Origin of the sequence: Streptomyces sp. NPDC057002 (genome assembly GCF_042673825.1) — a bacterium.
Classification (GTDB): domain Bacteria; phylum Actinomycetota; class Actinomycetes; order Streptomycetales; family Streptomycetaceae; genus Streptomyces.
This window is the reverse complement of sequence record NZ_JBHURZ010000006.1, coordinates 440,947-467,514: the sequence shown is the minus strand read 5'-3', so window position 1 is coordinate 467,514 and position 26,568 is coordinate 440,947. Positions and strand designations below refer to the sequence as shown.

25 protein-coding genes and 1 tRNA gene are annotated in these 26,568 nt (G+C 70.7%); 6 read left to right on the top strand and 20 right to left on the bottom strand.

Translation table 11 applies throughout. The features are described from left to right. Positions 1–4: 4 nt before the first annotated feature. The 4 genes from ACFT32_RS30375 to ACFT32_RS30360 all read right to left on the bottom strand — a co-directional run bounded on the left by ACFT32_RS30375 (position 5) and on the right by ACFT32_RS30360 (position 2,518). Positions 5–280: a DUF1876 domain-containing protein gene (locus ACFT32_RS30375; RefSeq protein WP_382495635.1), complete on the bottom strand. Its 276-nt coding sequence runs from the start codon at positions 278–280 to the stop codon at positions 5–7. A 71-nt stretch (positions 281–351) separates the two neighbouring features. Continuing rightward, positions 352–1,197 (bottom strand): EamA family transporter, encoded by an 846-nt coding sequence (locus ACFT32_RS30370; protein ID WP_382495633.1) that lies wholly within the window; start codon positions 1,195–1,197, stop codon positions 352–354. Beyond that, positions 1,194–1,709, bottom strand: coding sequence for a YbaK/EbsC family protein (locus ACFT32_RS30365; RefSeq protein WP_382495631.1), 516 nt, complete (start codon positions 1,707–1,709; stop codon positions 1,194–1,196). Before ACFT32_RS30365 ends, ACFT32_RS30370 begins: the two co-directional genes overlap by 4 nt. An 89-nt stretch (positions 1,710–1,798) precedes the next feature. Continuing rightward, positions 1,799–2,518 carry a helix-turn-helix domain-containing protein gene (locus tag ACFT32_RS30360; RefSeq protein ID WP_382495936.1) on the bottom strand — a complete coding sequence of 240 codons (720 nt, stop codon included), beginning with the start codon at positions 2,516–2,518 and terminating at the stop codon, positions 1,799–1,801. Positions 2,519–2,742: 224 nt separating this feature from the next. On the opposite strand from ACFT32_RS30360, the gene ACFT32_RS30355 reads away from it, so the two are divergent. Then, a complete protein-coding gene (locus ACFT32_RS30355) occupies positions 2,743–3,414 on the top strand; it encodes a DUF4097 family beta strand repeat-containing protein (protein WP_382495629.1) in 672 nt (223 codons plus the stop codon). 82 nt (positions 3,415–3,496) lie between these two features. Here the strand turns inward: ACFT32_RS30355 and ACFT32_RS30350 are convergent, their stop codons facing one another. After that, positions 3,497–5,698: an MMPL family transporter gene (locus tag ACFT32_RS30350; RefSeq protein WP_382495627.1), complete on the bottom strand. Its 2,202-nt coding sequence runs from the start codon at positions 5,696–5,698 to the stop codon at positions 3,497–3,499. Between the two features lie 112 nt (positions 5,699–5,810). Next, positions 5,811–6,410, bottom strand: a complete 600-nt coding sequence (locus tag ACFT32_RS30345; RefSeq protein WP_382495625.1) for a TetR/AcrR family transcriptional regulator — start codon at positions 6,408–6,410, stop codon at positions 5,811–5,813. Positions 6,411–6,550: 140 nt separating this feature from the next. On the opposite strand from ACFT32_RS30345, the gene ACFT32_RS30340 reads away from it, so the two are divergent. Next, the gene (locus ACFT32_RS30340; protein ID WP_382495623.1) at positions 6,551–9,781 is read left to right on the top strand and encodes a S41 family peptidase; all 3,231 of its coding nucleotides are present in this window, start codon (positions 6,551–6,553) and stop codon (positions 9,779–9,781) included. A gap of 80 nt (positions 9,782–9,861) precedes the next feature. Here the strand turns inward: ACFT32_RS30340 and ACFT32_RS30335 are convergent, their stop codons facing one another. From ACFT32_RS30335 to ACFT32_RS30320, 4 genes are all read right to left on the bottom strand, one after another. Beyond that, positions 9,862–10,074: a hypothetical protein gene (locus tag ACFT32_RS30335; RefSeq protein ID WP_382495621.1), complete on the bottom strand. Its 213-nt coding sequence runs from the start codon at positions 10,072–10,074 to the stop codon at positions 9,862–9,864. A gap of 76 nt (positions 10,075–10,150) precedes the next feature. Beyond that, on the bottom strand, positions 10,151–11,035 hold the full coding sequence (locus ACFT32_RS30330) for an SDR family oxidoreductase (protein WP_382495619.1): 885 nt from the start codon (positions 11,033–11,035) through the stop codon (positions 10,151–10,153). Then, positions 11,032–11,955 (bottom strand): alpha/beta fold hydrolase, encoded by a 924-nt coding sequence (locus ACFT32_RS30325; RefSeq protein ID WP_382495617.1) that lies wholly within the window; start codon positions 11,953–11,955, stop codon positions 11,032–11,034. Before ACFT32_RS30325 ends, ACFT32_RS30330 begins: the two co-directional genes overlap by 4 nt. After that, the gene (locus tag ACFT32_RS30320; RefSeq protein WP_382495615.1) at positions 11,952–13,472 is read right to left on the bottom strand and encodes a flavin-containing monooxygenase; all 1,521 of its coding nucleotides are present in this window, start codon (positions 13,470–13,472) and stop codon (positions 11,952–11,954) included. The genes ACFT32_RS30325 and ACFT32_RS30320 overlap by 4 nt, the downstream gene beginning before the upstream one ends. A gap of 130 nt (positions 13,473–13,602) precedes the next feature. On the opposite strand from ACFT32_RS30320, the gene ACFT32_RS30315 reads away from it, so the two are divergent. Together ACFT32_RS30315 and ACFT32_RS30310 are read left to right on the top strand one after the other, a co-directional pair. Continuing rightward, positions 13,603–14,250, top strand: coding sequence for a MerR family transcriptional regulator (locus tag ACFT32_RS30315; RefSeq protein ID WP_382495613.1), 648 nt, complete (start codon positions 13,603–13,605; stop codon positions 14,248–14,250). 137 nt (positions 14,251–14,387) lie between these two features. Next, positions 14,388–15,602, top strand: a complete 1,215-nt coding sequence (locus tag ACFT32_RS30310) for a recombinase family protein (RefSeq protein ID WP_382495611.1) — start codon at positions 14,388–14,390, stop codon at positions 15,600–15,602. Positions 15,603–15,654: 52 nt separating this feature from the next. Here ACFT32_RS30310 and ACFT32_RS30305 read toward each other — a convergent pair whose 3' ends face one another. After that, positions 15,655–16,458 (bottom strand): exodeoxyribonuclease III, encoded by an 804-nt coding sequence (locus tag ACFT32_RS30305; RefSeq protein ID WP_382495609.1) that lies wholly within the window; start codon positions 16,456–16,458, stop codon positions 15,655–15,657. Between the two features lie 44 nt (positions 16,459–16,502). Continuing rightward, the gene (locus ACFT32_RS30300; protein WP_382495607.1) at positions 16,503–16,736 is read right to left on the bottom strand and encodes a hypothetical protein; all 234 of its coding nucleotides are present in this window, start codon (positions 16,734–16,736) and stop codon (positions 16,503–16,505) included. Between the two features lie 190 nt (positions 16,737–16,926). Between ACFT32_RS30300 and ACFT32_RS30295 the strand changes: the two genes are divergently transcribed. Next, complete coding sequence (locus ACFT32_RS30295; protein WP_382495605.1) at positions 16,927–17,403, top strand: GNAT family N-acetyltransferase; 477 nt, start codon at positions 16,927–16,929, stop codon at positions 17,401–17,403. Positions 17,404–17,468: 65 nt separating this feature from the next. On the opposite strand, the gene ACFT32_RS30290 is transcribed toward ACFT32_RS30295, so the two are convergent. From ACFT32_RS30290 to galU, 7 genes are all read right to left on the bottom strand, one after another. Beyond that, positions 17,469–17,542, bottom strand: a tRNA-Ala gene (locus tag ACFT32_RS30290). A gap of 83 nt (positions 17,543–17,625) precedes the next feature. Further along, a complete protein-coding gene (glpR, locus tag ACFT32_RS30285; protein WP_382495603.1) occupies positions 17,626–18,846 on the bottom strand; it encodes a gephyrin-like molybdotransferase receptor GlpR in 1,221 nt (406 codons plus the stop codon). Between the two features lie 172 nt (positions 18,847–19,018). After that, positions 19,019–19,639, bottom strand: a complete 621-nt coding sequence (locus tag ACFT32_RS30280; RefSeq protein ID WP_382495935.1) for a GNAT family N-acetyltransferase — start codon at positions 19,637–19,639, stop codon at positions 19,019–19,021. A gap of 23 nt (positions 19,640–19,662) precedes the next feature. Beyond that, positions 19,663–20,163 (bottom strand): molybdenum cofactor biosynthesis protein B, encoded by a 501-nt coding sequence (locus ACFT32_RS30275; protein ID WP_382495601.1) that lies wholly within the window; start codon positions 20,161–20,163, stop codon positions 19,663–19,665. Beyond that, a complete protein-coding gene (gene moaC, locus ACFT32_RS30270) occupies positions 20,160–20,654 on the bottom strand; it encodes a cyclic pyranopterin monophosphate synthase MoaC (RefSeq protein WP_193479936.1) in 495 nt (164 codons plus the stop codon). The genes ACFT32_RS30275 and moaC overlap by 4 nt, the downstream gene beginning before the upstream one ends. A 59-nt stretch (positions 20,655–20,713) precedes the next feature. After that, complete coding sequence (gene glp / locus ACFT32_RS30265; protein ID WP_382495599.1) at positions 20,714–22,054, bottom strand: gephyrin-like molybdotransferase Glp; 1,341 nt, start codon at positions 22,052–22,054, stop codon at positions 20,714–20,716. Between the two features lie 4 nt (positions 22,055–22,058). After that, on the bottom strand, positions 22,059–22,961 hold the full coding sequence (gene galU, locus ACFT32_RS30260) for a UTP--glucose-1-phosphate uridylyltransferase GalU (RefSeq protein ID WP_215120866.1): 903 nt from the start codon (positions 22,959–22,961) through the stop codon (positions 22,059–22,061). Between the two features lie 93 nt (positions 22,962–23,054). Here galU and ACFT32_RS30255 point away from each other — a divergent pair, with 93 nt between their 5' ends. Further along, positions 23,055–23,684, top strand: coding sequence for a 5-formyltetrahydrofolate cyclo-ligase (locus ACFT32_RS30255; protein WP_382495597.1), 630 nt, complete (start codon positions 23,055–23,057; stop codon positions 23,682–23,684). A 61-nt stretch (positions 23,685–23,745) separates the two neighbouring features. Here ACFT32_RS30255 and ACFT32_RS30250 read toward each other — a convergent pair whose 3' ends face one another. After that, on the bottom strand, positions 23,746–26,565 hold the full coding sequence (locus ACFT32_RS30250) for a penicillin acylase family protein (protein WP_382495595.1): 2,820 nt from the start codon (positions 26,563–26,565) through the stop codon (positions 23,746–23,748). Positions 26,566–26,568: the final 3 nt, after the last annotated feature.

Sequence of the window (26,568 nt, the reverse complement as noted above, 5' to 3'; positions counted from 1 at the left end):
GGCTCTAGACGTGGATCGGGTGGGAGATCCGCCCGGACGCCTGGTCGATCTCCTCATGGGCTTTGGTCAGCAACTGCATGGCGAGTTCGTTGAGCGCCCGGGCCCCGGCGATCTCCTCTCCTACCCTGGGCTGATTGGCGTCGGACCGGTGCCGGCTGGCTGCCCCGTGCGCCCGTACCTCGGTGCCGTCGGGCAGCCGGACCATCGCGACCGCGCGCGTGTGCTGGTCGTCCTCCATGAACTCCATCTCGACGTGCCATCCCGCTCGGGTGTGCATCATGACGATCACCTCCGGAAGACCTAGTTCCAGAGTGCTCCTCACACCGACGGGACGCACCCGTCCCGACCCGCCTATCCGGCGTGCAGCATCAGCCCGATCCCGACGACGAGCAGCCCGGCCGCCGCGATCCTCGGAACGCCGAACCGCTCCTTGAAGAACACGGCACCGATCGCCGCGCCGACGATGATCGACGACTCGCGCAGGGCGGCGATGGGCGCGAGTTCGGCCTTGGTCTGGGCCCACAGGACGAGGGCGTAGGCGGCGACGGAGAGGGCGGCCCCGATGAGACCGATCCCGGCGAAGGGCCGCAGCAGGGCGACGGTCCGCCCGCGCCACCGACTCAGCGCGTACGCGGGGATGACGGCCCCCTGCACGGCCATCAGCCAGGCGATGTACCCGAGCGAGGAGCCCGACGCGCGCACGCCCAGCCCGTCCACCACGGTGTACACGGCGATCGTCAGCCCGGTCGCGAGGGCCGCCCCGATCGCCGCCCAGTCGGGCCGGCGCCCGCGCAGTCCCCACAGGGCGACGCCGGTCAGCCCCGCACAGGACACGGCGATCCCGGCGGCGGCCCACCCGTCGGGCACCTCATGCGCGAAGAGCGCGGCGAGCAGGGTCACGACGAGGGGCGCGGTGCCGCGCGCGATGGGATAGGCCTGCCCGAAGTCGCCCAGCCGGAACGACGTCATCAGCAGCGCGTAGTAGGCGATGTGGATGGCGGCGGAGAGGAGCAGATACGGCCACGCCCCGGCCGCCGGGAACGCCACGAACGGCGCGAGCGCCAGCCCGATGACCAGTCCGCCGCCCGAGATGAGCGCGAACCCGGCGAGCTTGTCCGTGATCCTGTGCGCGATGGCGTTCCAGCTGGCGTGGGTCACGGCGGCGAGCAGTACGGCGGCCGTGACCAGCGGCGTCACGAGTCGCTCTCGCGCACGTCCACCAGGGTGGCGCCGGAGTGGGCGACGAGGTCGCGGGGCGCCATGGGAAACATCGTGTACGGCGTACCGGCCGCCGCCCACACGGTCTCGTGGTCGAAGAGGGACCGGTCGGCGAGCACGCGCGTCTTCGTACGGTGCCCGAAGGGCGGCACACCGCCGATGGCATAGCCGGTCGTCTCCCGTACGACATCGACCTTGGCCCGGGTGACCTTGTCCGCCCCGAGTTCCTTGCGCACCAGCTCGAGGTCGACCCGGGAGGCCCCGTCCATGAGCACCAGCACGGGCACCCCGTCGGCCGCGAAGATCAGCGACTTGCAGATCTGGTTCAGCTCACACCCGAGAGCGGCGGCGGCCTCGGCGGCGGTACGGGTGGCGTCCGGGAAGCGCCGGACGAGCGGCACGACCTCGTCGAGCCCCAGGTCCCGCAGGGCCTGGGCGAAAAGGGGGTGTGCTCCGGAGCCTTCGGCGTCAGTGGCGGCTGTCGTCGTCATGGGGGCACGCTAGCGGTCCGTGTATCGGACACGCGAGGGGGGATCTGGCGCACGTCGTCCCCCGGCGCGACATCCGCGAACTCCAGCGCCTAGGGCCGCTCCACCTTCGTACGGAGGATCTCGCGGGCCTGCTCCGCGGCGCGGGCCGTGCTCTCGCTGACGAAGTCGAGGAAGCGGGCGATGTTCTCGAGCCGGGCGGCGACCGGGGTGCCGGGGCCGAGGACGCCGACGCCCTGGCGTGCGAGCTCGACGATCTGCGCGATGGACCGGGCGCTGGCCATCATCGACTGGTACCAGATGTCGTCGTCGACGATGTAGCGCTCGCGGCGGCGTTCGTCGCGTTCCCGGCGGACGAGGCCCTGGCTGTCCAGGAACGCGACCGCCTTGGAGATGGACGCCGGGCTGACCTGGAGGCGCTGGACGAGTTCGGACGCGGTGAGGCTGCCGGTGTCGGTCAGGGTGAGGGAGGCCATCACCCGGGCCGGCATCGTGGTCATGCCCGAGGCCATGAGGGCGGTGGTGAAGACCTCTTCGTACTCTCGCACGGCCTCGGCGTCGCGTCCGTGGGCCTGCGGGGGCGCCTCGGCCGCCCGGGGCGTGGCCTGCCGGCGCCGGTGGGCGCGGCGTTCGGTGGCGCGGTGGGCCAGGTCGGCGCGGTAGGCGGTGGGACCGCCGTTGCGCATCACCTCGCGTGTGATGGTCGAGGTCGGGCGGTCGACGCGTCTGGCGATCTCCGCGTAGGCGAGGCCGTCGGCCAGTCCCAGCGCGATCTGCTGACGTTCCTGCTGGGTGAGCCTGCCTCCCGGCATCGCGATCTCCTTCGTTTCTTCCCAGGTGACCTCCAGCATAGCGTTCACCTTCATTTCATTGCAACGAAAGCCCATGCGACGTTGCATTAAATCAGCGACCATTGCAATGAAATTGCCGCCTTCACCTGCATTTACACACTCACAGCGCAACGAATGTGTTGCCAGAACCATGAACGCAACGTAGCGTTTCAGTCATCAGAAACAACGAACCAAAGGAGCGCACGATGCAGAAGTTCACCACCCCCGCCCCGATCTCCGCCGTCCTCGACATCCCCGCCGGACTCGTCCGGTTCATCGCCGCCGACCGGGCCGACACCACCGTCGAGGTCCGGCCCGCGGACGGCTCGAGCGGCCGCGATGTGAAGGCGGCGGAGCAGATCACCGTCGAGTACGGCGACGGCGTCCTGCGGATCGAGGCCGCACCGGCGAAGAACCGGATCCTCGGCAACTCCGGGTCCGTCGAGGTGACCGTCCAGCTGCCCGCCGGCTCCCGTGTCGAGGCGAAGGCGGCCAGCTCCGAGTTCCGGGGCGTCGGACGGCTCGGCGATGTCGCCTTCGAGGGCGCGCACGGCTCGGTCAAGCTCGACGAGACCGAGGGCGCCCGTCTCACCCTCCTCGCCGGCGACGTCTCGGTCGGCCGACTGGGCGGGCCCGCGGAGATCAGCACCCAGAAGGGCGACATCCGTATCGCCGAGGCCATGGGCGGCACGGTCGAGCTGCGCACCGAGCACGGCGCGATCTCGGTCGGCGCCGGCCGCGGCGTCTCCGCCTCCCTGGACGCCGGCACCGGCTTCGGCCGGATCCACAACACCCTGATGAACGCCGACGGCGCCACCGCCGGCCTGAACATCCGCGCGACCACCGCCTACGGCGACATCACCGCCCGCAGCCTGTAGGCGGGATGAGCACGGAAAAGCCGGTGAGGGCACCCGTCCCCACGGAGCCCTCACCGGCCGGTTTCTCAGAGACAGCGGAGCGTCAGGCGCGTACCAGCTCCCGGTCCGTGTCCCCGCGGTCGGAGTCCGAGCGCAGGCCCTCGCCCTCGACGTCCACATTGGGCAGCGCCCGGTCCAGCCACCTGGGCAGCCACCAGGCCTTGCGGCCGAGGAGGGCCAGGACGGCCGGGACGATCGCCATGCGGACGATGAACGCGTCGAAGAAGACCGCGATCGCGAGCCCGAAGCCGATCATCTTGACCATCGACTCGGACGAGCCGATGAAGCCGGCGAAGACCGCCATCATGATGACCGCCGCGGCCGTCACCACCCGGGCGCCGTGCCGGAAGCCCGTCACGATCGCCTGGCTCGGCTTCTCGCCGTGGACGTAGGCCTCCCGCATCCGGGTCACCAGGAACACCTCGTAGTCCATGGCGAGTCCGAAGACCACGCCGACCATGAAGATCGGCATCATCGACATGACCGGGCCCGTCTGCTCCACGCCCATCAGGCCCGACAGCCAGCCCCACTGGAAGACCGCGACCACCGCGCCGAGGGCGGCCATCACCGACAGCAGAAAGCCGAGGGCCGCCTTCAGCGGGACCAGGATCGATCGGAAGACCACGATCAGGAGGAGGAAGGCCAGGCCGACCACCAGGACCAGATACGGGATCAGCGCGTCGTTGAGCTTCTCGCTGACGTCGATGTTCATCGCCGTGCTGCCGGTGACCAGGACGTTCGCGTCCGTGTCGGCCTTGATGCCCGTGCCCGCGTCCCGGATGCCGTGCACCAGGTTCTCCGTCGTCACGGAGGACGGCTGGGAGCCCGGGATCACGGTGATGGTGGCTGTGTCGCCGGCCTTGTTGGGCGCGGGCGGCGTCACCGTGACGACGTCCTTGAGGCCCTTGATCTCGTCACCGACCGCTGAGAAGGCCGCCTTCGGGTCGTCGCTGTCCTTCGCGTCGACGACGACCATCAGCGGGCCGTTGAAGCCGGGGCCGAAGCCCTCGGACAGCAGGTCGTAGGCGCGGCGCTGGGTGGTGGAGGTGGGCTGGGAGCCGTCGTCCGGCAGGCCCAGTTCCAGGCTCGACGCCGGGACGGCCGCAGCGCCGAGGCCGATGACACCGAGCAGCAGGACCGCGACCGGGCGGCGCACGACGAAGCTCGCCCAGCGCGTGCCCAGGTTGGGGCGCTCCGGCTTCTTCGGCGTCCGGCCGAACCGCTTGCCCTTCTCCCCCATCGGCTTCACCCTGCGGCCCGCGTATCCGAGCAGCGCCGGGATCATGGTCAGTGCGATCAGCACCGCGATGGCCACCGTGCCCGCCGCGGCGACGCCCATCTTGGTCAGCATCGGGATGTTGACGACCGACAGACCCACCAGCGCGATCACGACCGTCAGGCCCGCGAAGACCACCGCCGAGCCCGCCGTGCCGGTGGCCCGGCCCGCCGCCTCCTCGCGGTCACGGCCCTCGGCCAGTTCGGCGCGGTAGCGGGAGACGACGAACAGGGCGTAGTCGATGCCGACCGCCAGGCCGATCATCATCGCCAGGGTGGAGGTCGTCGAGCCCAGATCCAGCACGCTGGCCAGGGCCGTGATCGTGGAGACGCCGATGCCCACGCCGATGAGCGCCGTCAGCAGCGGCAGACCGGCCGCGACCAGTGAGCCGAAGGTGATGACGAGGACGACGGCCGCGACCGCGATGCCGATGATCTCGCTGCTGCCGGTGTGCGGGACCGTCTGGAGCGCGTCACCGCCGATCTCGACGGTCAGCCCGCTCTTCCGCGCGTCCTGCGCGCTGTCCTGAAGGGCGTCGCGGGAGGAGTCCTCCAGCTCCATGCCGGAGACCCTGTACGACACCTGCGCGTACGCGATCCTGCCGTCCTTGCTGACGGCCTTCGCCTGGTACGGGTCGGTGACGCGGGCGACCTCGGAACCGTCGGCCAGTTCCTTGACGGTCTCCTGGACCGTCGCCCTGTTGCCGGGATCGGTCATCTTCTCTCCGCTCGGCGCCTTGAAGACGACACGTGCGGTGGCTCCGTCGGCGCTCACGCCGGGGAAGCGCTGTTCCAGCAGGTCGAAGGCCTTCTGGGCCTCCGTGCCGGGGATGGAGAACGAGCTGTTGCCCGCGGCGGGGGCGCTGGCCGCGCCGACACCGGCGAGGGTCAGCAGGGCCACCCATATCAGGGCGACGAAATGCCGCCGCCGGAACGAGAGCCGGCCGAGTTTGTAGAGGAAAGTGGCCACGAGGGCGTACTCCCGGTCAGGTCGTGGGGTATTTCAGGGCAGGGGTGATCAGCCCGACGACGTGAGCGGCGATCGCGTCAGGTGCTGCGGTTTCTCAGGTGAGGGGGATTGCTCAGGTGGTGGGGATACCGAGGGCGGGGAGGACCACGGCGTCGATGTACGAGATGAGGAAGGCCTGCGTAGGCGGCTGGTCGTCGATCAGCGTGCGGGTGGCGAAGGCGCCCACCAGCATGTGCACGACGTAGTCCAGGGCCGGACAGTCGGCGCGGACCTCGCCGCGGTCGACCGCCTTGCGCACCACCCTCTGGAACTCCTCCATCTCAGGCTCGATGAGCAGTTCCCTGAACGCCTGGAGGAGATCCGGGTTGGCGTGCACCGCCATGAACAGGCCCCGCATCAGCGCGGCGTTCTGCTGCATGGCGCAGTCGTCCTCACGCGAGGTGAGGGCGTGGAGGTCGCCGCGCAGGGAGCCGGTGTCGACGTCGGCGATGTTGCCCGGCTTGTTGTGCCGGACCGCCTTCGCCACCAGCTCCGGCTTGCCGCCCCACTGGCGGTAGAGCGTGGCCTTGCTGGACCGCGTGCGCGCCGCTACGGCGTCCATGGTGAGGGCGTCGTAGCCGACTTCCCGGAGCAGGTCGAGCACGGCCGCGTACAGCTCGGCCTCACGCTCGGGGGTGATCCGACTGCGACGCGCGGCGGCGACCTCAGCCATCTCTCTCACCTTCCTTCTCCGGCACAAGAGGAATCTAGCGCAGAGCCTAAAGAAACGAAACCGTTTCGTACGTGTGCTGCGTCACGGTGGCCCGTTTGTCATAACTTGCTGCGGTCCGCCCCCGGGCAAAGCATGGGGAGGTGAGCTATCTGCGTCTGCCGCACCTCCATGACGACCTGCTGTGCTTCGTGGCCGAGGACGACCTCTGGCTCGCCCCGCTCGACGCCCCGGGCCGCGCCTGGCGGATCACCGTCGACCGCACCAAGGTGGGCCACCCCCGCTTCTCGCCCGACGGCCGCCGACTCGCGTACACGAGCTGGCGCACCCTGGTGCCCGAGGTCCATCTCGTCCCGGTGGACGGCGGCCCGGGTCGCCGGCTGACCCACTGGGGCAGCGCCGACACCCGGGTCTGCGGCTGGACCCCCGAGGGCGAGATCCTGGCCGTGGCCTCGCACGGCGAGCCCTTCTCCTTCTTCACCTGGGGCTACAAGGTCCCCCTCGACGGCGCCCCGGGCCGCAAACTGCCCTGGGGGCCGGTCTCCGACATCCAGGTCGCGGACCTGGACGGCGAACGCAAGAGCCTTCTCCTCACCGGCACCCCACCGCACGAGCCGGCCTCCTGGAAGCGCTACCGGGGCGGGGCCACGGGCAGGCTGTGGCTGCACGGCGAACGGTTGCTGGCCGGCCTCGGCGGCCATCTGCACTCCCCCATGTTCGTCGGCGGCCGGATCGCCTTCCTCTCCGACCACGAGGGCGTCGGCAACCTCTACTCGTGCGCCTACGACGGCTCCGACCTGCGCCGGCACACCGACCACGACGCCTTCTACGCCCGGCACGCCTCCAGCGACGGGACCCGGGTGGTGTACCAGTGCGCGGGCGATCTGTGGCTGGTCGACGACCTGTCGCCGGACTCCGGGCCACGGCGGCTGGACGTACGGATGGGCGGGCCGCGCGCGGGGCGGCGCCCGTACCAGGTGGCGGCGGCCCAGCACATCGACGGGCTCTCGGTCGACGAGACCGGCCGGGCCAGTGCCGTCGTCGTACGCGGCAGCCTGTACTGGCTCACCCACCGCGACGGGCCCGCCCGCACCCTCACCGACACCCCGGGCGTCCGGGTGCGGATGCCGGAGATGCTCGGCGCGAGCGGGCGGGTGGCGTATGTGACGGACGCGGAGGGCGAGGACGCGATCGAGATCGCCTCGCTGCCCCGGGCGTCCGGCACCCGCGAGCCGCGACGGCTGGCCCCGGGCGCACTGGGCCGGGTGCGCGAGCTGGTCTCGGACCCGGAGGGCGAGCGCCTCGCGGTCGCCTCGCACGACGGGCGGCTGCTGCTCCTGGACGTGACCGAGGACTCGGACGGCGAGGTCACCGAGCTGATCCGGTCGATCAACGGGCCCGTGCGCGACCTCGCGTTCTCCCCGGACGGGGCATGGCTGACCTGGTCGCATCCGGGCATCGGGCGGACCCTGCGGCAGATCAAGATGGCCAGGATCGAGGGGGGTGTCGTCATCGACGTCACCAACGGCCGTTTCGAGGACGAGAACCCGGTGTTCACACGCGACGGCCGCTACCTCGCCTTTCTGTCCTGGCGCGGCTTCGACCCCGTCTACGACGTGCACACCGGCGACCTGTCCTTCCCGCTGGGCTGCCGCCCGTACCTGGTGCCGCTGTCCTCCGCGACGCCCTCCCCGTTCGCGGTGAACCCGGAGGGCCGTCCGGCCGCCGGGGGTCTCGACCCGGTGGAGGACGACGAGAACGGGGAGGGCGGGGCGGTGACCGTCGAGGCCGAGGGGCTGGAGAGCCGGGTCACGCCCTTCCCGGTGGCCGCCTCCAAGTACTCGGCGCTGCACCCGGTCGCGGGCGGCGGGCTGGTGTGGCTGCGCTGGCCGATCTCGGGCGCGCTGGGCGAGACGTTCGCCAACCCGGACGACACCAGCGGCCGGCCGACCCTGGAGCACTTCGGCATCACCAAGGCCAAGAAGTCCGAACTCGTCGACCACCTCGACTGGTTCGCGGTGAGCGGCGACGGCAGCCGGCTGGTCGTGGTCGACGAGGGCGAACTGCGCGCGGTGCCGGCCGTCGAGTCGGGCGACGCCGACTCGACGGTGTGGATCGACGCGCGCCGCATCCTGCACGTGGTCGACCCGGCGGCCGAGTGGCGCCAGGCGTACGAGGAGGCCGGGCGGCTGATCCGGGCGTACTTCTGGGAGCCGGGCATGTGCGGCATCGACTGGGCCGGGGTGCTGGACCAGTACCGCCCGCTGGTCGAACGGGTCGCCTCCCCGGACGAGTTCGCGGACCTGCTGCGCGAGGTGCTGGGCGAGCTGGGCACCTCCCACGCGTACGTCTCCGCCGCCCGGCGCAACGAGGGCCCGCCGCACTACCAGCGCCGGCAAGGCCTGCTGGGCGCCAACTTCGTACGCCGGGACGGCGGCTGGACGGTTCTGCGGATCCTGGCCGGCGACTCCTCCGACTCCAAGGCCCGCTCCCCGCTGGCCGGCACCGGCATCCGGGAGGGCGCGGTCCTCACCCACGTCGACGGCCGCCCGGTCGATCCGGACGCGGGCCCCTATCCGCTGCTGGCGGGCGCGGGCGGTACGACGGTGGAGCTGACCTTCACCCCGGCGGAGAGCGCGGGCCCGCCCCGGCGGGTCGCCGTCGTCCCGTTGACCGACGAACGGCCGCTGCGCTACCAGGACTGGGTGGCCAAACGCCGGGCGGTGGTACGGGAGTTGAGCGGCGGGCGCTGCGGCTATCTACACATCCCGGACATGGGCGGTTCGGGCTGGGCGCAGTTCAACCGCGATCTGCGCATGGAGGTGTCCCGCCCGGCGCTGATCGTGGACGTGCGCGGCAACGCCGGAGGCCACATCAGCGAGCTGGTCATCGAGACGCTGAGCCGCACGATCCTGGGCTGGGACCTGACCCGCGACGCCCAGCCCGTGTCGTACACCTCGAACGCGCCGAGGGGCCCGGTGGTGGCCTTGGCGGACGAGGCGACCTCCTCCGACGGCGACATGATCACCGCCGCGTTCAAACTGCTGAAGCTGGGGCCGGTGGTGGGGCAGCGCACCTGGGGCGGTGTCGTCGGCATGACCGGCCGCCATGAGCTGGGGGACGGCACGGTGATCACGGTGCCGATGAACGCGGCCTGGTTCGACGCCTACGGCTGGTCGGTGGAGAACAAGGGCGTCGCCCCGGACATCGATGTCCTGCGCACCCCGCTGGACTGGGCGGAGGGCCGCCACGCCCAGCTGACCGACGCGGTGGAACTGGCCCTCGGGCTGCTGGAGACCGACCCGGCCGCGAAACCGCCGACCTACAGCGACGTACCGGACCGCTCCCGTCCGAAGCTGCCGCCCCGGACCTGAGAAGGACGAGACCGGAGGAGGACGGGGACGTGAGGAAGGGGTGCCCCGCGCGAGGCACCCCTTCCCTTCAGCACGCGTCGTCAGGCGTCGTAGTCCTGGTCGAAGCGGTCCTCCTGCTCGCGCTCCCGCTGGTCACGGTCACGCTGCGGGTGCTGCGGGTGCTGCGGCGAGTCCATGTCCTCGTCGCGCCGGCGACCGCGGCCCTGCATCTGCTCGCGGGCCTGGTCGGCCTTCTGACGGGCCTGGTTCTGCCACTGCTCGGACTTCTCCTGGAACTGGTCCTTCATACCCATGTGGGTTCACTCCCGTTGGGGGTGAGGGGATCTGGCCCGATCAGATTCACACGGGTCGTGACCCTGCGCATGTCGATCACTTACGGAGCGTAGTCCGCTGCTGCTCATCGGCCGCTCCGCCCGCCCCGACGAGGCCCGTGCGCATGCCCGTCAGCCGGTCAGCGAACCGCCGCATCTCGCGCTGCCCCACCGTCCCGATGACCCCGGGCAGGTAGCCGCGCACGCCCTGCATGCCGCGCAGCCACCACTGCCCGTACACATGGCTCGACCGGCTCTCGATCCCGGCCACGAGCCGGTCCACGGCAGGGCCCAGCGGGTAGGTCTTGTTGGACGGCCAGGGCAGCCGCTGCCTCAACTCCCGCATGACGTCGTCCTGGTCGGCCCCGCGCACCATGTCGGTGTCGGTCCACGACAGATACCCGACGCCGACCTTCACGCCCCGGTGCCCGACCTCGGCGCGCAGGCTGTGCGCGTACGCCTCCACACCGGACTTGGACGCGCAGTACGCGGTCATCATCGGCGCCGGGGTGATCGCGGCGAGGGAGGCGATCTGGAGCAGATATCCCCGGCTCTCCAGCAGCGACGGCAGGAAGGCGCGGCCGGTCACCGCCGAGCCGATCAGATTGACCTCGATCACCCGCCGCCAGGACTCCGGGTCGGAGTCGGCGAAGGGACCACCCGTGGCGACACCGGCGTTGGCGACGACGATGTCGACCCTCCCGAAGCGCTCCTTGACCTCACCGGCGACCCGGGCCATCGCCTCGTGGTCGGTGACATCGGCGTGCCAGTGGTCGCTGTCGCTGTGCAGCCGCGCGGAGACCTGCTTGAGCGCGTCCGGCTCCAGACCGACCAGCGCCACCTTCACGCCGCGCGCGGAGAGCTTGCGGGCCAGCAACTCCCCGACGCCGCGCGCCGCCCCGGTCACCACGGCGACCTTCCCCTCGAGGCTGACCCTGCTCATGCGCTCTCCTCGGATACGACCTGGATGTGTGCGTGGACCAGTTCCCGGATCTTGCCGCCGACCAGCCCCGGCGCCTCCATGGGCGTCATGTGGCCGATGCCGGGCAGCTCGGTGAGCCCGGTGCACTGCGGCAGCGCGGCGGCCAGGGCCCGGGCCTGCACCGGCGGCGTCAGCCGGTCCGCCGTACCGACGACGACGGCCGTGGGCACGCGCAGTTCCCGTACGCCGTGGTCGAGGTCGAGCAGGTCCAGGACCTGCGACCAGGAGTGGCGGACCTTGCGGGGACAGGCGTGCACGATACGCGCGCACGCCTCGACCATGTGCGGGGCCGAACCGGCGCCCATCGTGCCGTACTTGAGGATCCGGCGGGCCGGCGGTGTGACCGGGCCGAGCGGCGCCCGGGAGCCGAGGATCCGCCGCGTCAGCCAGGTGCGCAGCCGCCCGGCCCGGATCGGCACGACGGTGGAGGCTGCGACCAGCTGCGAACTGCCGGTGCTGCACAGCAGCACGGCGGCCGTGTGCGCCCGGAAGCCGGCCCGCTCGGAGGCCGCCATCACGGTCATGCCGCCCATGGAGTGCCCGGCGATCACGGCCTGTTCGCCGGGCGCCAGGGTGGCTTCGAGTACGGCCTCCAGGTCGTCGGCGAGCGCCTCGGCACTGCACGCGGGGCTCGCGGGGCTGCGCCCGTGGCCGCGCTGGTCGTAGGCGATGACCCGGTGGTCGGCGGCCAGTTCGCGGATCTGCGCCGCCCAGAAGGCGGTGGAGCAAGTCCAGCCGTGGGCGAGGACGACGGCCGGGGCGCCGTCGGGGCCGTGGATCTCCACGTGCAGCCGGGCGCCGTCGGCGGACACGGCGGTCAGTTCGCGCGCGGGGGCGGGCGGGGCGTAGGGGCCGGAGTCGATGCGCAGGAGGCGGCTCACGCGTCCACCCCGGCCTTCTCGGCCTCCACCCGCACGGGGACGCGCAGGACGTCGTACTCGGCGAGGTCGACCCGTTGCGTCGCCCGCCGGAACTCGCCTGTCGTGCCGGGCCAGATGGTGGTGTTGCGGCCGCTCGCGTCGAGGTACCAGCTGGTGCAGCCGCCGGTGTTCCACACCGTGCGCTTCATGCGCTCCTGCACCCGGTGGTTCCAGGCCTGTACGGCGCCCGGGCGGGCGTCGAGGGCGACCCGGCCGCCGAGGACGTCGAGCTGACGGACGTAGTCGGCCAGGTAGTTCAGCTGAGACTCGATCATGAGGATCACCGAGGAGTTCCCGAGGCCGGTGTTGGGCCCGATGATCGTCATCCAGTTGGGGAACCCGGCGGCGGAGGCGCCGCGCAGGGCCTCCATACCGCCCTTCCAGGTCTCCGCGAGGGTCCGCCCGTCGGCGCCCACGACCCGGTCCGCGATGGGCATGTCGGTGACGTGGAACCCGGTGCCGAAGACGATCGCGTCCGCCTCGGCCGCACTGCCGTCGGCGGCGACCAGGGTCGATCCGCGGACCTCGGCCAGCCCGCTCGCGACCACGTCCACATTGGGCTGGGCGAGCGCCGGGTAGTAGTCGCTGGACAGCAGGATCCGCTTGCAGCCGATGCGGTAGTCCGGGGTGAGCTTCGCCCGCAGGGCCGGGTCCTTGATGGAGCGGGCCATGTTGCGCCGGGCCAGGTCCTCTACGAGGCCGAGCTGCTTCGGGTGCTTGGTGAACGCCTGCACCTGCAACTCCCGGATGCCCCACAGCAGTCCGCGCCTGAGCTGCGAGGTGAAGGGCAGCTGCCGGTGCAGCCACCGCTCGGTGCCGCTGATGTTCCGGTCGACGCGGGGCATGACCCACGGCGGGGTCCGCTGGAACAGGGTCAGGCGCGAGACCTCGGGCTGAATGGCCGGCACGATCTGGGCGGCCGAGGCCCCGGTCCCCACCATCGCCACGCGCTTGCCGCGCAGGTCGTAGTCGTGGTCCCAGCGGGCCGAGTGGAAGACCTTGCCGGGAAAGGACTCCAGCCCCGGGATCTCCGGCACCTTCGGGTCGGACAACGGCCCGGTCGCCGACACGACCAGGTCCGCCGACAGGTTCCCGCTGCTGGTCTCGATGTCCCAGCACAGCCGCTCGGCGTTCCAGGTCATCCGCTTCACCTCCGAGTCGAAGCGGAGGTGCGGCCGCAGCCGGAAGACGTCCGTGACATGCTCCAGATAGGCGCGGATGTGCTCCTGCCCGGAGAAGGTGCGCGGCCATTCGGGGTTGGGCGCGAAGGAGAACGAGTACAGATGCGAGGGCACGTCACAGCGGCACCCCGGGTAGCTGTTGTCCCGCCAGGTGCCGCCGACGCTGCTCGCCCGCTCCAGGACGACGAAGTCGGTGACGCCCTCGCGGCGCAGCCGCACGGCGGCCCCCAGCCCGCCGAACCCGGAACCGACCACCGCGACCCGTACATGCTCGCGCTCGTGTTCGCGTTCGCCCATGCCGACACCTCCACACACCACGAGAACCATGCCAGTGAACACTGGCGCAATGGGAGCGTAGGGCAGCGGCGTACTGATGGGTAGGGGGCGGAACGAGGAAGTTACCCCTGGTACGCCTTAAGGTGCCCAGGTGGCCGAGAAGCGTGAATACCGCATGGAAGAGCTGGCCCGCCTGGCCGGGATCACGGTGCGCACCCTGCGTTTCTACCGCGAACGCAAACTGATCCCGCCACCCCGCCGGGAAGGCCGCATCGCCTGGTACGACGACCACCACCTGGCCCGGCTGCGCACGATCACGGCCTTGCTGGAACGCGGCCACACCCTCAGCGGCATCGCGGAACTGGCGGAGGCCTTCGACAACGGCCGGGACGTCGGCGACCTGCTCGGCGTCGGGGGCGCCCCCACCGAGGAGGAGCCGGTCCACCTCACCCCCGAGGAACTCGCCGACCACTTCGCCGGCGAGACCACGCCCGAGAACCTCGCCGCCGCGATGGAACTCGGCTACCTCGGCACCGACGGCGACGAGATCGTCCACATCAGCCGCCGCCTCCTGGACGTCTCCTCGGCCCTCGTCCACGAGGGCATCCCCCTCGCCGAAGTCCTCGACGCGGCCAAACAGGTCCGCACCCACGCCGACGCCCTGGCCGAACTCTTCACGAACCTGGTCCTACGCCACGCCTCCCCAACCGACCTCCCCCGCCTGCGCCCACTGGCGAGAAGCGTGGTGGAGGCGGAACTGTCGCTGGCGCTGGATCGGCGGATGCGGACGCAGGTATAGCTCCGACATTCACTCCATCGAGTCGCCTGTCCGAAAGTGATGCACGGCCCGTTTGCACTCCGAGAGTGAGATCGAAAAGCCCCGGCGACTGTGTCAGCAGCCCCGGGGTATGGCCGACACCACCAAGGAGCGTCGACATGCCCGAGCGTAGCCCCCGACCAGCCCCACCAAGGGCCCTGGCCGCCCTGCGCCTCAGTTACCTCACCAGTGTGACCACTTCGCCCGGTCGGCAGCGATCAGCCATCCAGCTCTCCGCCGAAATGCTCGGCTTCGCGCTGGTCGCCGAGGCGTCGGACCTCGGGGTATCGGCCCGCCGGACGTCCCCGTTCGAGAGGCCCTCCCTGTCATCCTGGCTGCGTCGGCCAGGCGAGTACGAAGCCGTCATCTGGGCACACGTGGATCGCGCCGTGCGGTCCGTGGCACACATGGCCGACTTGATCGCGTGGGGACGACAGCACTCCCGGACGCTCGTCTTCGGTGTGACGGAAGCCGGTTGTCCGCTCGTGGTCACACCGCAGGCGGACAGCTCGACCATCCGGCGTTGCATGGAGCTGGCACACCACGCCGAGGTGGAAGCACGCACCATCTCCGATCGGATCAGCAACAGTCACGAAGCACTACGCGCGACCGGCCGCTACGGCGGCGGGCTGGTCCCCTTCGGCTACCGGAAGGCGCCCCACCCCTCGGGCAGCGGATGGGGTCTTGCTCCCGACCCCGAAGCCGCCGCCCTTGTCCACGAGATCGTGCAAGAAGTGCATGCGGGGCGGTCACTGATCACCATCGCACGCAAGCTGAACGACGCGGGTGTGCTCGTGCCACGCGACCGCCATGCCCAACTCCAAGGAGCACCGACAGGGGGCCGTCGTCATGGACGGGACTTCGACCGGTTCCGCTGGACCTCAGGCACGCTGTCCAAGGTTCTGCGAAGTCCGTCACTGATGGGTCACCGGACGCACGGAGGGGAGACAGTTCGCGATGCATTCGGCGCTCCTGTACTCATCGGGCAGCCGGTGATGTCCGCCCAGGAGTTCCAGGCGTTGCAGGAAATCCTCCTGACACGTTCCAACGGGACCCGCCGCCCGCGGAGCGGGACGCCTGCGATGCTCACGGGCCTCGCACACTGTTCAGGCTGCGGTGGGCGCATGTACTTCGCCGTACGCAAGGGATATCCGTACGGCGACTACGTATGCCGCGCGACCGCTCGCGGTGAGGTGTGCACAGCCTCCGCCGCGATGCGGTCCGGCGTCACCGTCGTCAAAGGACGCCGCGGTGGTGACGCCACCCGGCTCGAAGGGCCGGACACCTCTCGTTTGACCTTCACCCTCGGTGAAGGTATGGACGCTGCGAACTGAGCCATCACGGACGAGCGAGGCCTGCCGTCCCGCACGCCTCGCTCGATCCGCGTCACTTCCCGAAGACCACCGTCACCGGCGCGTGGTCCGACCACCGCTCCTCGTGGCTGGCCGCTCGCTCCACCACTGCCTTGACGGCACGTGCGGCAAGGCGCGGAGTCGCCACAGCAAGATCAATCCGCCAACCTGTGTCGTTATCGAAGGCCCGCCCCCGATACGACCACCACGAGTACGGCCCCTCGGCGTCCGGGTGCAGGGCTCGTACGACATCGACGTATCCTCCGTCCGCCGCGTCGAAGACCTGGGTGAGCCACTCCCGCTCCTCGGGCAGGAACCCGGAGTTCTTCCGGTTGCCGCGCCAGTTCTTGAGGTCGGCCTCCTGGTGGGCGATGTTCCAGTCGCCGCAGACCAGGACCTCGCGGCCCTCGGCGGCGGCCCGCTCCCTGAGTCCCTTCAGATGGGCGAGGAACTCACCCATGAAGCGCGTCTTCTCGTCCTGCCGCTCGGTGCCGACCTCACCCGAGGGCAGATAGAGGGAGGCGACGGTGACGCCCGGGAGGTCGGCCTCCACGTACCGGCCGCTGCCGTCGAACTCCTCCGATCCGAACCCGACCTGGACCCGGTCGGGTTCGCGGCGGCTGTAGAGGGACACTCCGGCCCGCCCCTTGGCGGCGGCCGGCGCGTGGGTCACATGCCACCCCTCGGGCGCCCGCACCTGCTCGGGCAGCTGCCCCGGCTCGGCACGCACCTCCTGCAGGCACAGCACATCGGCGTCAGTCTCCGCGAGCCATTCCACGAAGCCCTTCTTCGCGGCGGCCCGCAGCCCGTTCACATTCACAGAGGTCACAGTGAGCACCCCGGCACGATACCGGCGCACTGGACGAGGTCCGGTTCCGGACGTCAGTCCCAGAAGCTGCCGAACCAGGAGAAGTAGTACCCGTTCGCGTTCCGGAAGCAGCCGTCCGTCGGATTGGTGGGGACGCCCTTGTGATGCTTGGCCTTGCGATCCTCGTCACACCGTCGTTCGATCTCGTAGGAGCCCGAACGCCACCACTGGGCCTGAGCGTCGGGCGGCGCGGCGACCCGCTCCCCCGCCGCCGGCCCCGATGACGCCGAAGCTCCGGTCGCGGCCACCCCGAGACACAGTCCGACCGCGGCCAGACACGACACAGCACGACTTACCGGCATGTCATCCCCCGTTTCTCCACCGCACGCTGCGATACGGCGATGCTCCACACGCCCGGTGCGCGGTGTCACGCCCGAAACCGGCCGAACCGTCCAGGCCCCCGACCGACCCCGGATGAGCTGACATACGGTACTCAGCATGCATATACGCCGGGTCGCCTTCGACCACCCCGACTCAGTGAAGCTGAACGATCAGGTCCAGGCCGAGTACCACGTCCGCTACGGCGACGGGGGCGACGCCACGGTCATGGCCGCCTCGGACTTCGCACCGCCGAACGGCACCTACCTGATCGCGTACGACGAGCACGACTCCCCCGTCGCCTCGGGCGGCTGGCGTACCCAGGACGCGAACGACGAGGGCAACCTGGACGGCGACGCCGAGATCAAGCGCATGTACGTGGTCGACGGCATGCGCGGCCGGGGCCTGGCGCGCCGCATCCTGGCCGCCCTGGAGGAGGACGCCCGCGCGGCGGGCCGGACCCGCATGGTCCTGGAGACCGGCACGAAGCAGCCGGAGGCCATAGCCCTGTACACGTCCAGCGGCTACGAGCCGTGCGGGAAGTTCGGCTACTACCGGCACTACGAGTCGAGCCGCTGCTTCGCGAAGAGCCTCTGACGCGTGGGGTGCTGAACATACGTCAGAGCCCCGGTCGGGATTCCCGACCGGGGCTCTGAGCTGCGTGGACCTGAGGGGATTTGAACCCCTGGCCCCCTCGATGCGAACGAGGTGCGCTACCGGACTGCGCCACAGGCCCTTGCAACGAGTGAAACTTTAGCACCCCGATCGGCCTGCTTGGAAATCCGTTCCCCAGGGGCGGTCACCTGCGGGTTCGGGGGGTTATTCGTTGGCGGCCCGCGGCCGGTCCCCGTCCTCGTACTGGTCGAACAGCGGCGTGCGGCCGCGCTCCCTGGCCCGCCGTGCGGAGGCCGCCCGGCGGGCGTCCGTGCGCCCGTCGCCGTCCGCGCGGTCCTCGGCGTGGGGTTCCGGCTCGCCGGGCATCGCGGCGTCGGTCTCGTCCTGAAGGTCCGGGGTGACGGTGCTGGAGCGTGCAGAGCTCCAGGTGTCGGGGGCCCCGAGGTCGACGTCGCTGGTGGCCCGGGGGGCGACCGGTGCGGTGACGTAGGTCGGCAGGGGCACCGGGACCGGGTCCCAGCTGTCGCCCTGCCCGGGGCGCCGCTGCCGCTCGCGCTGCTGGTCGACCCACTCGGCGTGGTCGGTCTGCTCGACGAGTGCGCGCCGGTCGGCCGCGAGGGCGGACAGGCCCGGGTCGGTCACCGGCTCGGGTCCGTCCTCCGGTTCGTCGGCCTCGACGTCGGCGCCGGCGCGGCGGCCGGGCTGGCGCTGCCGCTCCCGCAGCCGCTGGGCCGCGAGCTCGGCCCGGCGGCGGTCCATCTGGTACGTGAAGCGGCGGCGCTCCTGTGTGCGCAGATACGCGATGTACACGCTGAGCATGACCGCGGGCACGCCGGGCGCCCACAGGAAGGCGAGGCCTCCGACCGCGGCGACGATCGCGCCGAGGGTGAAGGCGAGGAACAGCATGGTGGTGGTGCGCCGACGGCGCGCGAGCACCTTCGAGCGCCGGGCACGTGCCGCGGCCGCCTGGGCCTGCGGCGACGGGCGGCGCCGTGCGGCGGGCACGCGACCCTCTCCACGGGCCTCTCCACGGCCTTCTCCACGGGCCGCGGACGCCGTGTTCGGCGCGGGCGCCGGACGGGCCGAATGCTCCGGTCGGGCCGGCTGCTCCGAGGCGGGCGACGGTACGGGTGCCTGGGTCTGCGGACGCGTTTTGGACACGGCGAAGGCCCGGACGTCCACCGAGTCGGTGACGGCGTCCAGGTCGTCGGCGCCCTGCTCCCCCTCCTCGGTGGAGCGCGCCCGCAGGTCCTTGGCGTACCGGCGCTCCATCCCCGCCCGGCCGGAAAGCAGCCGGATGGCGGTGCTGAAGCGTTCCGTCGGACGGGCCTCGTTCAGCTCGTCCTGCCTACGGAGCCACATCGGCACCAAGTAGGCGGCCCAGGCCCCGACAATGACTGCGTAGATGAGGCCGCTGCTGCTCACGTCTCACACCGTAGAGGGGTTTGCGTGAGGCCATCTGCCAATTGAGCCGGTGTGTCGCACGATCTGGCTGATATTTCGAACTTTTTTTGTGACCGATGCGATCAGCAGACCGCCCAGGCCGGGAATTCATTGCCCTGAGACGGTCACTGGCCGATCATTTTCGAACACATATTCAATTTCCGGGGCGGTGGCGGATTCCCGGATTACTCTGCGATCGTGCCCGGTGCCAGCGCCTCAGCAACCCGTCCGGCACCTCTTCCGTCGTGAGGGCGAACACGAGGTGGTCGCGCCAGCCCCCGTCGATGTGGAGATAACGGGGCCTGAGCCCCTCCTCACGGAATCCGAGTTTCTCCACGACCCGGCGGCTGGGCCCGTTCTCGGGGCGAATGCAGACCTCGATGCGGTGCAGTCCGACGGTGCGGAAACAGTGGTCCACGACGAGCGCCACCGCCGTCGGCATCACCCCGCGCCCGGCCACCGACTCGTCCACCCAGTAACCGACGTGCCCCGAGCACATCGAGCCCCAGGTGATCCCGGCGACCGTCAACTGCCCCACCAGCCGCCCCTGGTACTCGATGACGAAGGGCAGCATCCGGCCCGCGTTCGCCTCCGACCTCAGGTGCCGCACCATCTGGCGGAAGGTCGGGCGGTGCGCGAGCGGCCCGCCGGGCGCGGGCGGCGGAATGGTCGCCTCCCAGGGGCGCAGCCAGTCGCGGTTGCGCCGGTTGACCTCGCGCCATGCCCGCTGGTCGCGCAGCTTTATCGGCCGGAGGACGATATCGCCGTCCACCAGCTCGACGGGCCAGGATGCGCTGTTCAGCTCGCACCCCCCGTGCCGGGTCTGGGGTGGTCGCCGCCGCGGAGCTGCTCGACGGCGTGCACCAGCAGCGGCTCCAGGACGGCCAGTCCGTCCTTCACCCCGCCGCTGGAACCGGGCAGATTGACGATCAGCGTCACGCCGGCCACTCCGGCCAGGCCCCGGGAGAGCGCCGCGGTCGGCACCTTCTCCCGGCCGTACGCCCGGATGGCCTCGGCGATGCCCGGCACCTCGTGGTCGATCACCCGGCGTGTCGCCTCGGGGGTGCGGTCGGTGGGCGAGATGCCCGTGCCGCCGGTGGTGACGATGACGTCGTAGCCGGTTTCGACACCGGCGCGCAGGGCCGCCTCCACGGGGTCTCCGTCGGGGACGACCTGCGGGCCGTCGACCTCGAAGCCGAAGCCCTTCAGGCCGGCGGAGATCAGCGGGCCGCCCTTGTCCTCGTAGATCCCGGCGGCGGCCCGGTTGGAGGCGGTGACGACGAGAGCGCGATACGTCATGCCCGGCTCCAGTCGCCCGACTTACCGCCCGTCTTCTCTTCCACCCGTACGTCCGTGATGACCGCTCCCTTGTCGACCGCCTTGACCATGTCGATCACGGTGAGCGCGGCGACGGAGACCGCCGTGAGGGCCTCCATCTCGACCCCCGTACGGTCCGTGGTCTTCACGGTGGCCAGGATCTCCACGGCGTCGTCCGCGACCGACAGGTCCAGTTTCACACCGGACACCGACAGGGGATGGCAGAGCGGGATCAGGTCGGGGGTGCGTTTGGCGCCCATGATCCCGGCGATCCGCGCGGTCGCGAGGGCGTCGCCCTTGGGGACGCCCTCGCCGCGCAGCAGTTCGATCACGCGGGGCGAGACGAGGACGCGTCCGCTGGCGCGGGCGGTGCGCGCGGTCACGTCCTTCTCCGACACGTCGACCATGCGGGCGGCGCCGGCGTCGTCGATGTGCGTCAGTCGGTCCTGCGTAGGGGGATCCTGCGTGCTCATGCTGTGTGGCGCTCCCGGTCCGGGCCTGCTGTGCGCGACACGGTACCCCCAACCAGCGGCTATCGGCCGAGCAGGACCACCTCGACCTCGGCGTCGGGCTCGACGGACTCGGTGTCCTCGGGGACGACGATCAGCGCGTCCGCGTGGGCGAGGGCCGCGACCAGATGGGATCCGGCGCCGCCGACCGGGGTCGCCCGGCCGTCGGCGCAGGTGGCCCGCAGGAACTGGCGGCGGCCCTTCGGCGAGGTCAGCGCCTTGTCGACGGCCAGGGTGGCCCTGGTCGTCGGCCGGTGGACGTCCCGCAGGCCCATGAGGGTGCGGATCGCGGGGCGGACGAACAGTTCGAAGGAGACGTACGACGACACGGGGTTGCCGGGCAGGGCCAGCAGCGGGGTGTGGTCGGGGCCGATGGAGCCGAAGCCCTGGGGCTTGCCGGGCTGCATGGCGAGCTTGCGGAACTCGATGCCGCTGCCCGCCTCGTCCTCGTCGCCCACATGGGACAGGGCTTCCTTCACCACGTCGTACGCTCCGACGCTGACACCGCCCGTGGTGACCATCAGGTCGGCGCGGACCAGTTGGTCCTCGATGGTGGAGCGCAGGGTCTCGGCGTCGTCGGCGACGGCGCCCACGCGGTAGGCGATGGCGCCGGCGTCACGGGCGGCGGCGGTGAGGGCGAAGCTGTTGGAGTCGTAGATCTGACCGGTGCGCAGTTTCTCGTCGGGCTGGACGAGTTCGCTGCCGGTGGAGAGCACCACCACGCGCGGGCGCGGGCGGACGCGTACCGTGCCGCGGCCGATCGCGGCGAGCAGGCCGATCTGGGGCGGGCCGAGGACGGTGCCGGCCCGCAGGGCGCGGTCGCCGGCCTTCACGTCGCTGCCCTGCGCGCGCACATGCGCGCGTGCCTGCGCCGGGCGGTACACCTGCACGGATCCGGAGGCGCCCTCGGGGCCGAGGCTGCGGGCGCGCATGCCGCGCACCGGGCCCTCGCCGAGCCCGCCGTCGGTCCACTCGACGGGCACGACCGTCTCGGCGCCGGGCGGCAGCGGGGCGCCGGTCATGATGCGGGCCGCCTGGCCGGGGCCCACGTGGAGCAGCTCGGACTGGCCGGCCGCTACGTCCCCGACGACCTCCAGGGCCGCCGGGAACCTCTCGCTCGCGCCCGCCACGTCCGCGACCCGTACCGCGTAGCCGTCCATGGAGCTGTTGTCGAACGGCGGCAGGGACACCGGCACCGTGATGTCCTCGACCAGGACGCAGCCCTGGGCGTCGAGCAGCTGCAGCTCGATGGGTTCCAGGGGGCGGACGGTGGTGAGGATGTCCTCCAGGTGCTCGTCCACCGACCAGAGGTGGTCGGGGCCCGAGTGGTCCTGGACCGGGGTGCGGGACGCGGCGCTGCTCAACGTGTTACATCTCCTCGGCTACGTAACTGCGAAGCCAGGTCCGGAAGTCCGGGCCCAGGTCTTCACGTTCGCATGCGAGTCGGACAATGGCACGCAGGTAGTCACCGCGGTCGCCGGTGTCATAGCGGCGGCCCTTGAAGACGACGCCGTGCACCGGGCCGCCGATCTTCTCGTCGGCCGCGAGCTGCTGGAGGGCGTCGGTGAGCTGGATCTCGCCGCCGCGGCCCGGCTCGGTCCGGCGCAGTATGTCGAAGATGTGCGGGTCGAGGACGTAGCGGCCGATGACCGCGTAGTTCGACGGGGCGTCGGACGGGTCGGGCTTCTCGACGAGGCCGCCGACCTTGACGACGTCGCTGTCCTCGGTGGTCTCGACGGCCGCGCAGCCGTAGAGGTGGATCTGCTCGGGGGCGACCTCCATGAGCGCGATGACGCTGCCGCCGCGCTGCTCCTGGACCTCGACCATGCGCTGGAGCAGGGGGTCGCGGGGGTCGATGAGGTCGTCACCGAGGAGGACGGCGAAGGGCTCCTCGCCCACGTGCGGGGCGGCGCACAGGACGGCGTGGCCGAGGCCCTTGGGGTCGCCCTGGCGGACGTAGTGCATGGTCGCGAGGTCGCTGGACTCCTGGACCTTGGCGAGACGGCCGGCGTCGCCCTTCTTCTGAAGCGCCGACTCCAGTTCGTAGTTGCGGTCGAAGTGGTCCTCGAGAGGGCGCTTGTTGCGGCCCGTCACCATGAGGACGTCGTCGAGACCCGCGCCGACGGCCTCCTCGACCACGTACTGGATCGCCGGCTTGTCGACGACCGGCAGCATCTCCTTGGGAGTGGCTTTGGTGGCCGGCAGGAACCGGGTGCCGAGGCCTGCTGCGGGAATGACAGCCTTGCTGATCCGAGGGTGTGCCTGAGTCATGTCCGCCACCATATCCGGTGCCTTTGGGCGGAATCTGCGGCTCCGGTTCATGGACGCTCATATGAGCGTATTAGAACGATACGGGAGCAACCATTGAGTCACATCGGGCGTCCGGGCGAGCCTGACAAGCGGAGTTTGCGGCGAGAGCTCCTCGCGGTGAGGAACAGGTTGACGGCAGATGACCTGCGCGAAACCTCGGCGGCACTGGCCGGGCGGGCACTGGAGCTGCCGGAGTTGGCACGGGCCGGCACGGTCGCGGCGTATGTCTCCGTGGGGAGTGAACCGGGGACGCTCGCGCTCCTCGACACGCTGCGCGCCCGGGGCGTGCGCGTCCTTCTTCCGGCCCTGCTGGCCGACAACGATCTGGACTGGGGCGTCTACGAAGGCGAGGGCTCGCTCGCGCGTGTCCGGCACGGCGGCGGCAGGATGGAGCTCTTGGAGCCCTCCGGCGAGCGCCTCGGGCCGGACGCCGTGACCTCTGCCGACGCCGTACTGCTGCCGGGGCTCGCGGTCGACACACGCGGGATGCGGCTCGGGCGTGGCGGCGGCTCCTACGACCGGGTCCTGGCGCGGCTGGAGCGGGCGGATGCCCGGCCTTCCCTGGTGGTGCTGCTGTACGACTCCGAGGTGATCGAGCGGGTCCCGGCGGAACCGCACGACCGGCCGGTGCACGCGGTGGTGACTCCCTCGGGGGTACGGCGGTTCGGGGAGCGGACCGGCTGACACGAGAACGGCCCTCCACGCGCGCGTGAAGGGCCGTTCTCGTCGTGCGGGCGTCAGCGGCTCACGGCTTGAGCACCAGCTTGTCGGTCGCGCTGTCCTCGACCGCCTTGTCGGAGAAGGACCACGGCAGCAGTTCGCCTTCGGCCCACTTGTCCGTCTGGTCGACGTAGTGGGCGCTGTAGGCGTGCCCGGACGCGCCGGAGAGGTTGATCCACTTCGACTTGTCGAGATCGCCGAGGTTCACGACCATCCGCATGGACGGCACCCAGACGACGCTGTAGCCGCCGGCGGCGTTCCAGCCGGTCGCGTTGACCGTCGCCTCGCCGCCGCCGAGCTCCCACGGGCCGCGGTTGAGGGCGTACTGGACGAAACCGGGGCCCTCGGTGCCGAGGGTCTGGTTGTCCAGGAACAGACGGTGCAGCCGGCCCCAGCTCCAGCTGTCGATGTCCTTGCCGAGCTTGGCGGTCAGCTCCCAGCGGGCGTCGATCATGGCCCGCCTGAACAGCTCGTCGCGGTTGGCGGCCGGGGGGCGGGTGCCCGCCTCGGGCGTCTTCCACCAGTCGCTGTCGGGCTGCTCCATCAGCTTGCGGACCACCTCGAACCAGCGGTCGCCGCCGTCGGGCTGCGCCTGGTCGGGGTCGCGCTGGCCGCACTCGCGGACCTTCTCGGCCTCGTCGGCGGGCCCGGTGGTGTTGACCGGGTCGACGTACAGGCACTGGCCCTTGGGCCGCAGTTCCTTGGGCAGCTTGTTGCCGAAGGCGAGCTTGAGGATGTTGCGCCAGACCGCGTTGAAGTAGGCCGCGGCGGCCGAGTCGGCGTCCTGGGTGTAGTCCCAGCCCTCGAGAAGCTTCTGCGCCTCGCGGACATCCTTGTTCTCGGGGTCGATCTTCAGCAGCGTGGGCACCAGCAGCCGGGCGATCTCGCTGCTGTTGTCCAGCTGCATCTGGCGCATGTCGTCCGTGGAGACCTTGCCGCCGTCCTTGATCTTCGACTGGATCAGGTCGCTTATGCGCTGGCTGCGCGTGCCGTAGCCCCAGTCCTTGGTCAGCGTGTAGGGGTACTTGTCCGGGTCGATCACGGCCTGGTTGGCGGTGACGATGTAGCCGCGCTTCGGGTTGTACTCGTACGGCAGCGCGTCCTGCTCGATGTAGCCGGTCCAGCGGTACTTGCGGTCCCAGCCGGGCGCGGGGATCGAGCCGTCGTCGCCCTCCGGACGCGTGGGGATCCTCCCCGGGAGGGTGTAGCCGATGTTGTCCTGGGTGTCGGCGTAGATCAGGTTCTGCGAGGGCACCTCGAACTGCGCGGCGGCCTCGCGGAAGCCGTTCCAGTCCTTCGCCTTGTCCATGGCGAAGACGGCGTCCATGGTGGTGCCCGGCTGAAGCGCGGTCCAGCGCAGCGCGACGCCGTAGCCGTCGCCTCTGTCCGGTGCGGCGGTGTCGACTCCGGCCTTCTTGCCGACCCTCACCAGCTCTTCGTCACGGTCCGACAGCAAGGGCCCGTTGTTGGTCTCGCGGACGACGATCTTCTTGGACTCGCCGCCGGCGACCTTGATGGTCTCCTCGCGCGTCTCGAACGGCTTGATCTTGCCGTCGTACTGGTAGCCGTTGCCGGTGATCTTCTCCAGGTAGAGGTCCGTGACGTCGACGCCGGAGTTGGTCATGCCCCAGGCGATGTCCTGGTTGTGACCGATTATCACGCCGGGCATGCCCGCGAAGGTGTAGCCGCTGACGTCGTACTGGCACGCGCTGGAGACGCTGCGGCAGTGCAGGCCCATCTGGTACCAGACGGAGGGCAGCGAGGGCGACAGGTGCGGGTCGTTGGCCAGCAGCGGCTTGCCGGTGATGGTGTGCTCCCCGGAGACGACCCAGGAGTTGGAGCCGATGCCGTCGCCGTTCACACCGACGGCCGGCGGGAGGTCGTCCAGGACCTTGGTGAGGCCGGTGAGCTGGCTCTGGAGGCCTTGCGTGCCCGAGGCGCCGGAGCTGCCGGAGGCGGTGCCCCCGGTTCCGGCAGAGGCGCCGGTGCCGGTGGAGCCGCCTGTGCCGGTGGAGCCGCCTGTGCCGGTGGAGCCGCCGCTCGTGCCGCTCGTGCCGCCCTGTTCGAAGGTGCCCGTCAGCTCGTTGTACTGGCCCTCCTGGACGATCGCCTTGTTGCGGCCGGACGGATACTCCGGGTACAGGTCGGCGATCTCCTTCGGGCCGAGGCGGCTGGTCAGCAGGGCGCGGTCGACCTCGTCCTGCATGTTGCCGCGCAGGTCCCAGGCCATCGCCTTCAGCCAGGAGACCGAGTCGACCGGGGTCCAGTTCTGAGGCTTGTAGTCGTTGGTGAAGCCGAGCGCCGCGTACTCCAGGGAGATGTCCTTGCCGTCCTTGCCCTGGAGGTAGGAGTTGACCCCCTTGGAGTACGCCTGGAGGTACTTCTTCGTGGAGGCCGACAGCTTGGTGTCGTACTCCTTCTTCGCGACCCGGTCCCAGCCGAGCGTGCGCAGGAACTCGTCGTTGTCGACCTGGCTCTTGCCGAACATCTCCGACAGCCGCCCGGAGGCCATGTGGCGGCGTACGTCCATCTCGTAGAACCGGTCCTGCGCCTGGACGTAGCCCTGCGCCATGAACAGGTCCGCGTCGGATGAGGCATAGATCTGCGGGATGCCGTAGTTGTCCCGTTTTACCTCGACCGGCCCCGAGAGACCCTTGAGCGTGAGGGTGCCCGTGGTCTGCGGGAAGGAGGCCCGGACGGTGCTGACGGACCAGTACCCCCCGAAGGCCACGCCCCCGACGAGGGCCAGCACCAGGACGATCAGGACCAGTCGGGCTTTGCGCCCCTTTCTCCTGCCGGACTTGCCGGGCTGCTGACCCGTGGAGGCGGTGGTGTTGGGGGGCATCGC

Excerpts from the sequence above, each read along its gene's own strand:
- ACFT32_RS30375 (WP_382495635.1), bottom strand. The coding sequence starts at position 280 with ATGATGCACACCCGAGCGGGATGGCACGTCGAGATGGAGTTCATGGAG.
- ACFT32_RS30365 (WP_382495631.1), bottom strand. The coding sequence starts at position 1,709 with ATGACGACGACAGCCGCCACTGACGCCGAAGGCTCCGGAGCACACCCC.
- ACFT32_RS30360 (WP_382495936.1), bottom strand. The coding sequence starts at position 2,518 with ATGCCGGGAGGCAGGCTCACCCAGCAGGAACGTCAGCAGATCGCGCTG.
- ACFT32_RS30355 (WP_382495629.1), top strand. The coding sequence starts at position 2,743 with ATGCAGAAGTTCACCACCCCCGCCCCGATCTCCGCCGTCCTCGACATC.
- ACFT32_RS30345 (WP_382495625.1), bottom strand. The coding sequence starts at position 6,410 with ATGGCTGAGGTCGCCGCCGCGCGTCGCAGTCGGATCACCCCCGAGCGT.
- ACFT32_RS30335 (WP_382495621.1), bottom strand. The coding sequence starts at position 10,074 with ATGGGTATGAAGGACCAGTTCCAGGAGAAGTCCGAGCAGTGGCAGAAC.
- ACFT32_RS30330 (WP_382495619.1), bottom strand. The coding sequence starts at position 11,035 with ATGAGCAGGGTCAGCCTCGAGGGGAAGGTCGCCGTGGTGACCGGGGCG.
- ACFT32_RS30320 (WP_382495615.1), bottom strand. The coding sequence starts at position 13,472 with ATGGGCGAACGCGAACACGAGCGCGAGCATGTACGGGTCGCGGTGGTC.
- ACFT32_RS30310 (WP_382495611.1), top strand. The coding sequence starts at position 14,388 with ATGCCCGAGCGTAGCCCCCGACCAGCCCCACCAAGGGCCCTGGCCGCC.
- ACFT32_RS30295 (WP_382495605.1), top strand. The coding sequence starts at position 16,927 with ATGCATATACGCCGGGTCGCCTTCGACCACCCCGACTCAGTGAAGCTG.
- ACFT32_RS30275 (WP_382495601.1), bottom strand. The coding sequence starts at position 20,163 with ATGACGTATCGCGCTCTCGTCGTCACCGCCTCCAACCGGGCCGCCGCC.
- moaC (WP_193479936.1), bottom strand. The coding sequence starts at position 20,654 with ATGAGCACGCAGGATCCCCCTACGCAGGACCGACTGACGCACATCGAC.
- galU (WP_215120866.1), bottom strand. The coding sequence starts at position 22,961 with ATGACTCAGGCACACCCTCGGATCAGCAAGGCTGTCATTCCCGCAGCA.
- ACFT32_RS30250 (WP_382495595.1), bottom strand. The coding sequence starts at position 26,565 with ATGCCCCCCAACACCACCGCCTCCACGGGTCAGCAGCCCGGCAAGTCC.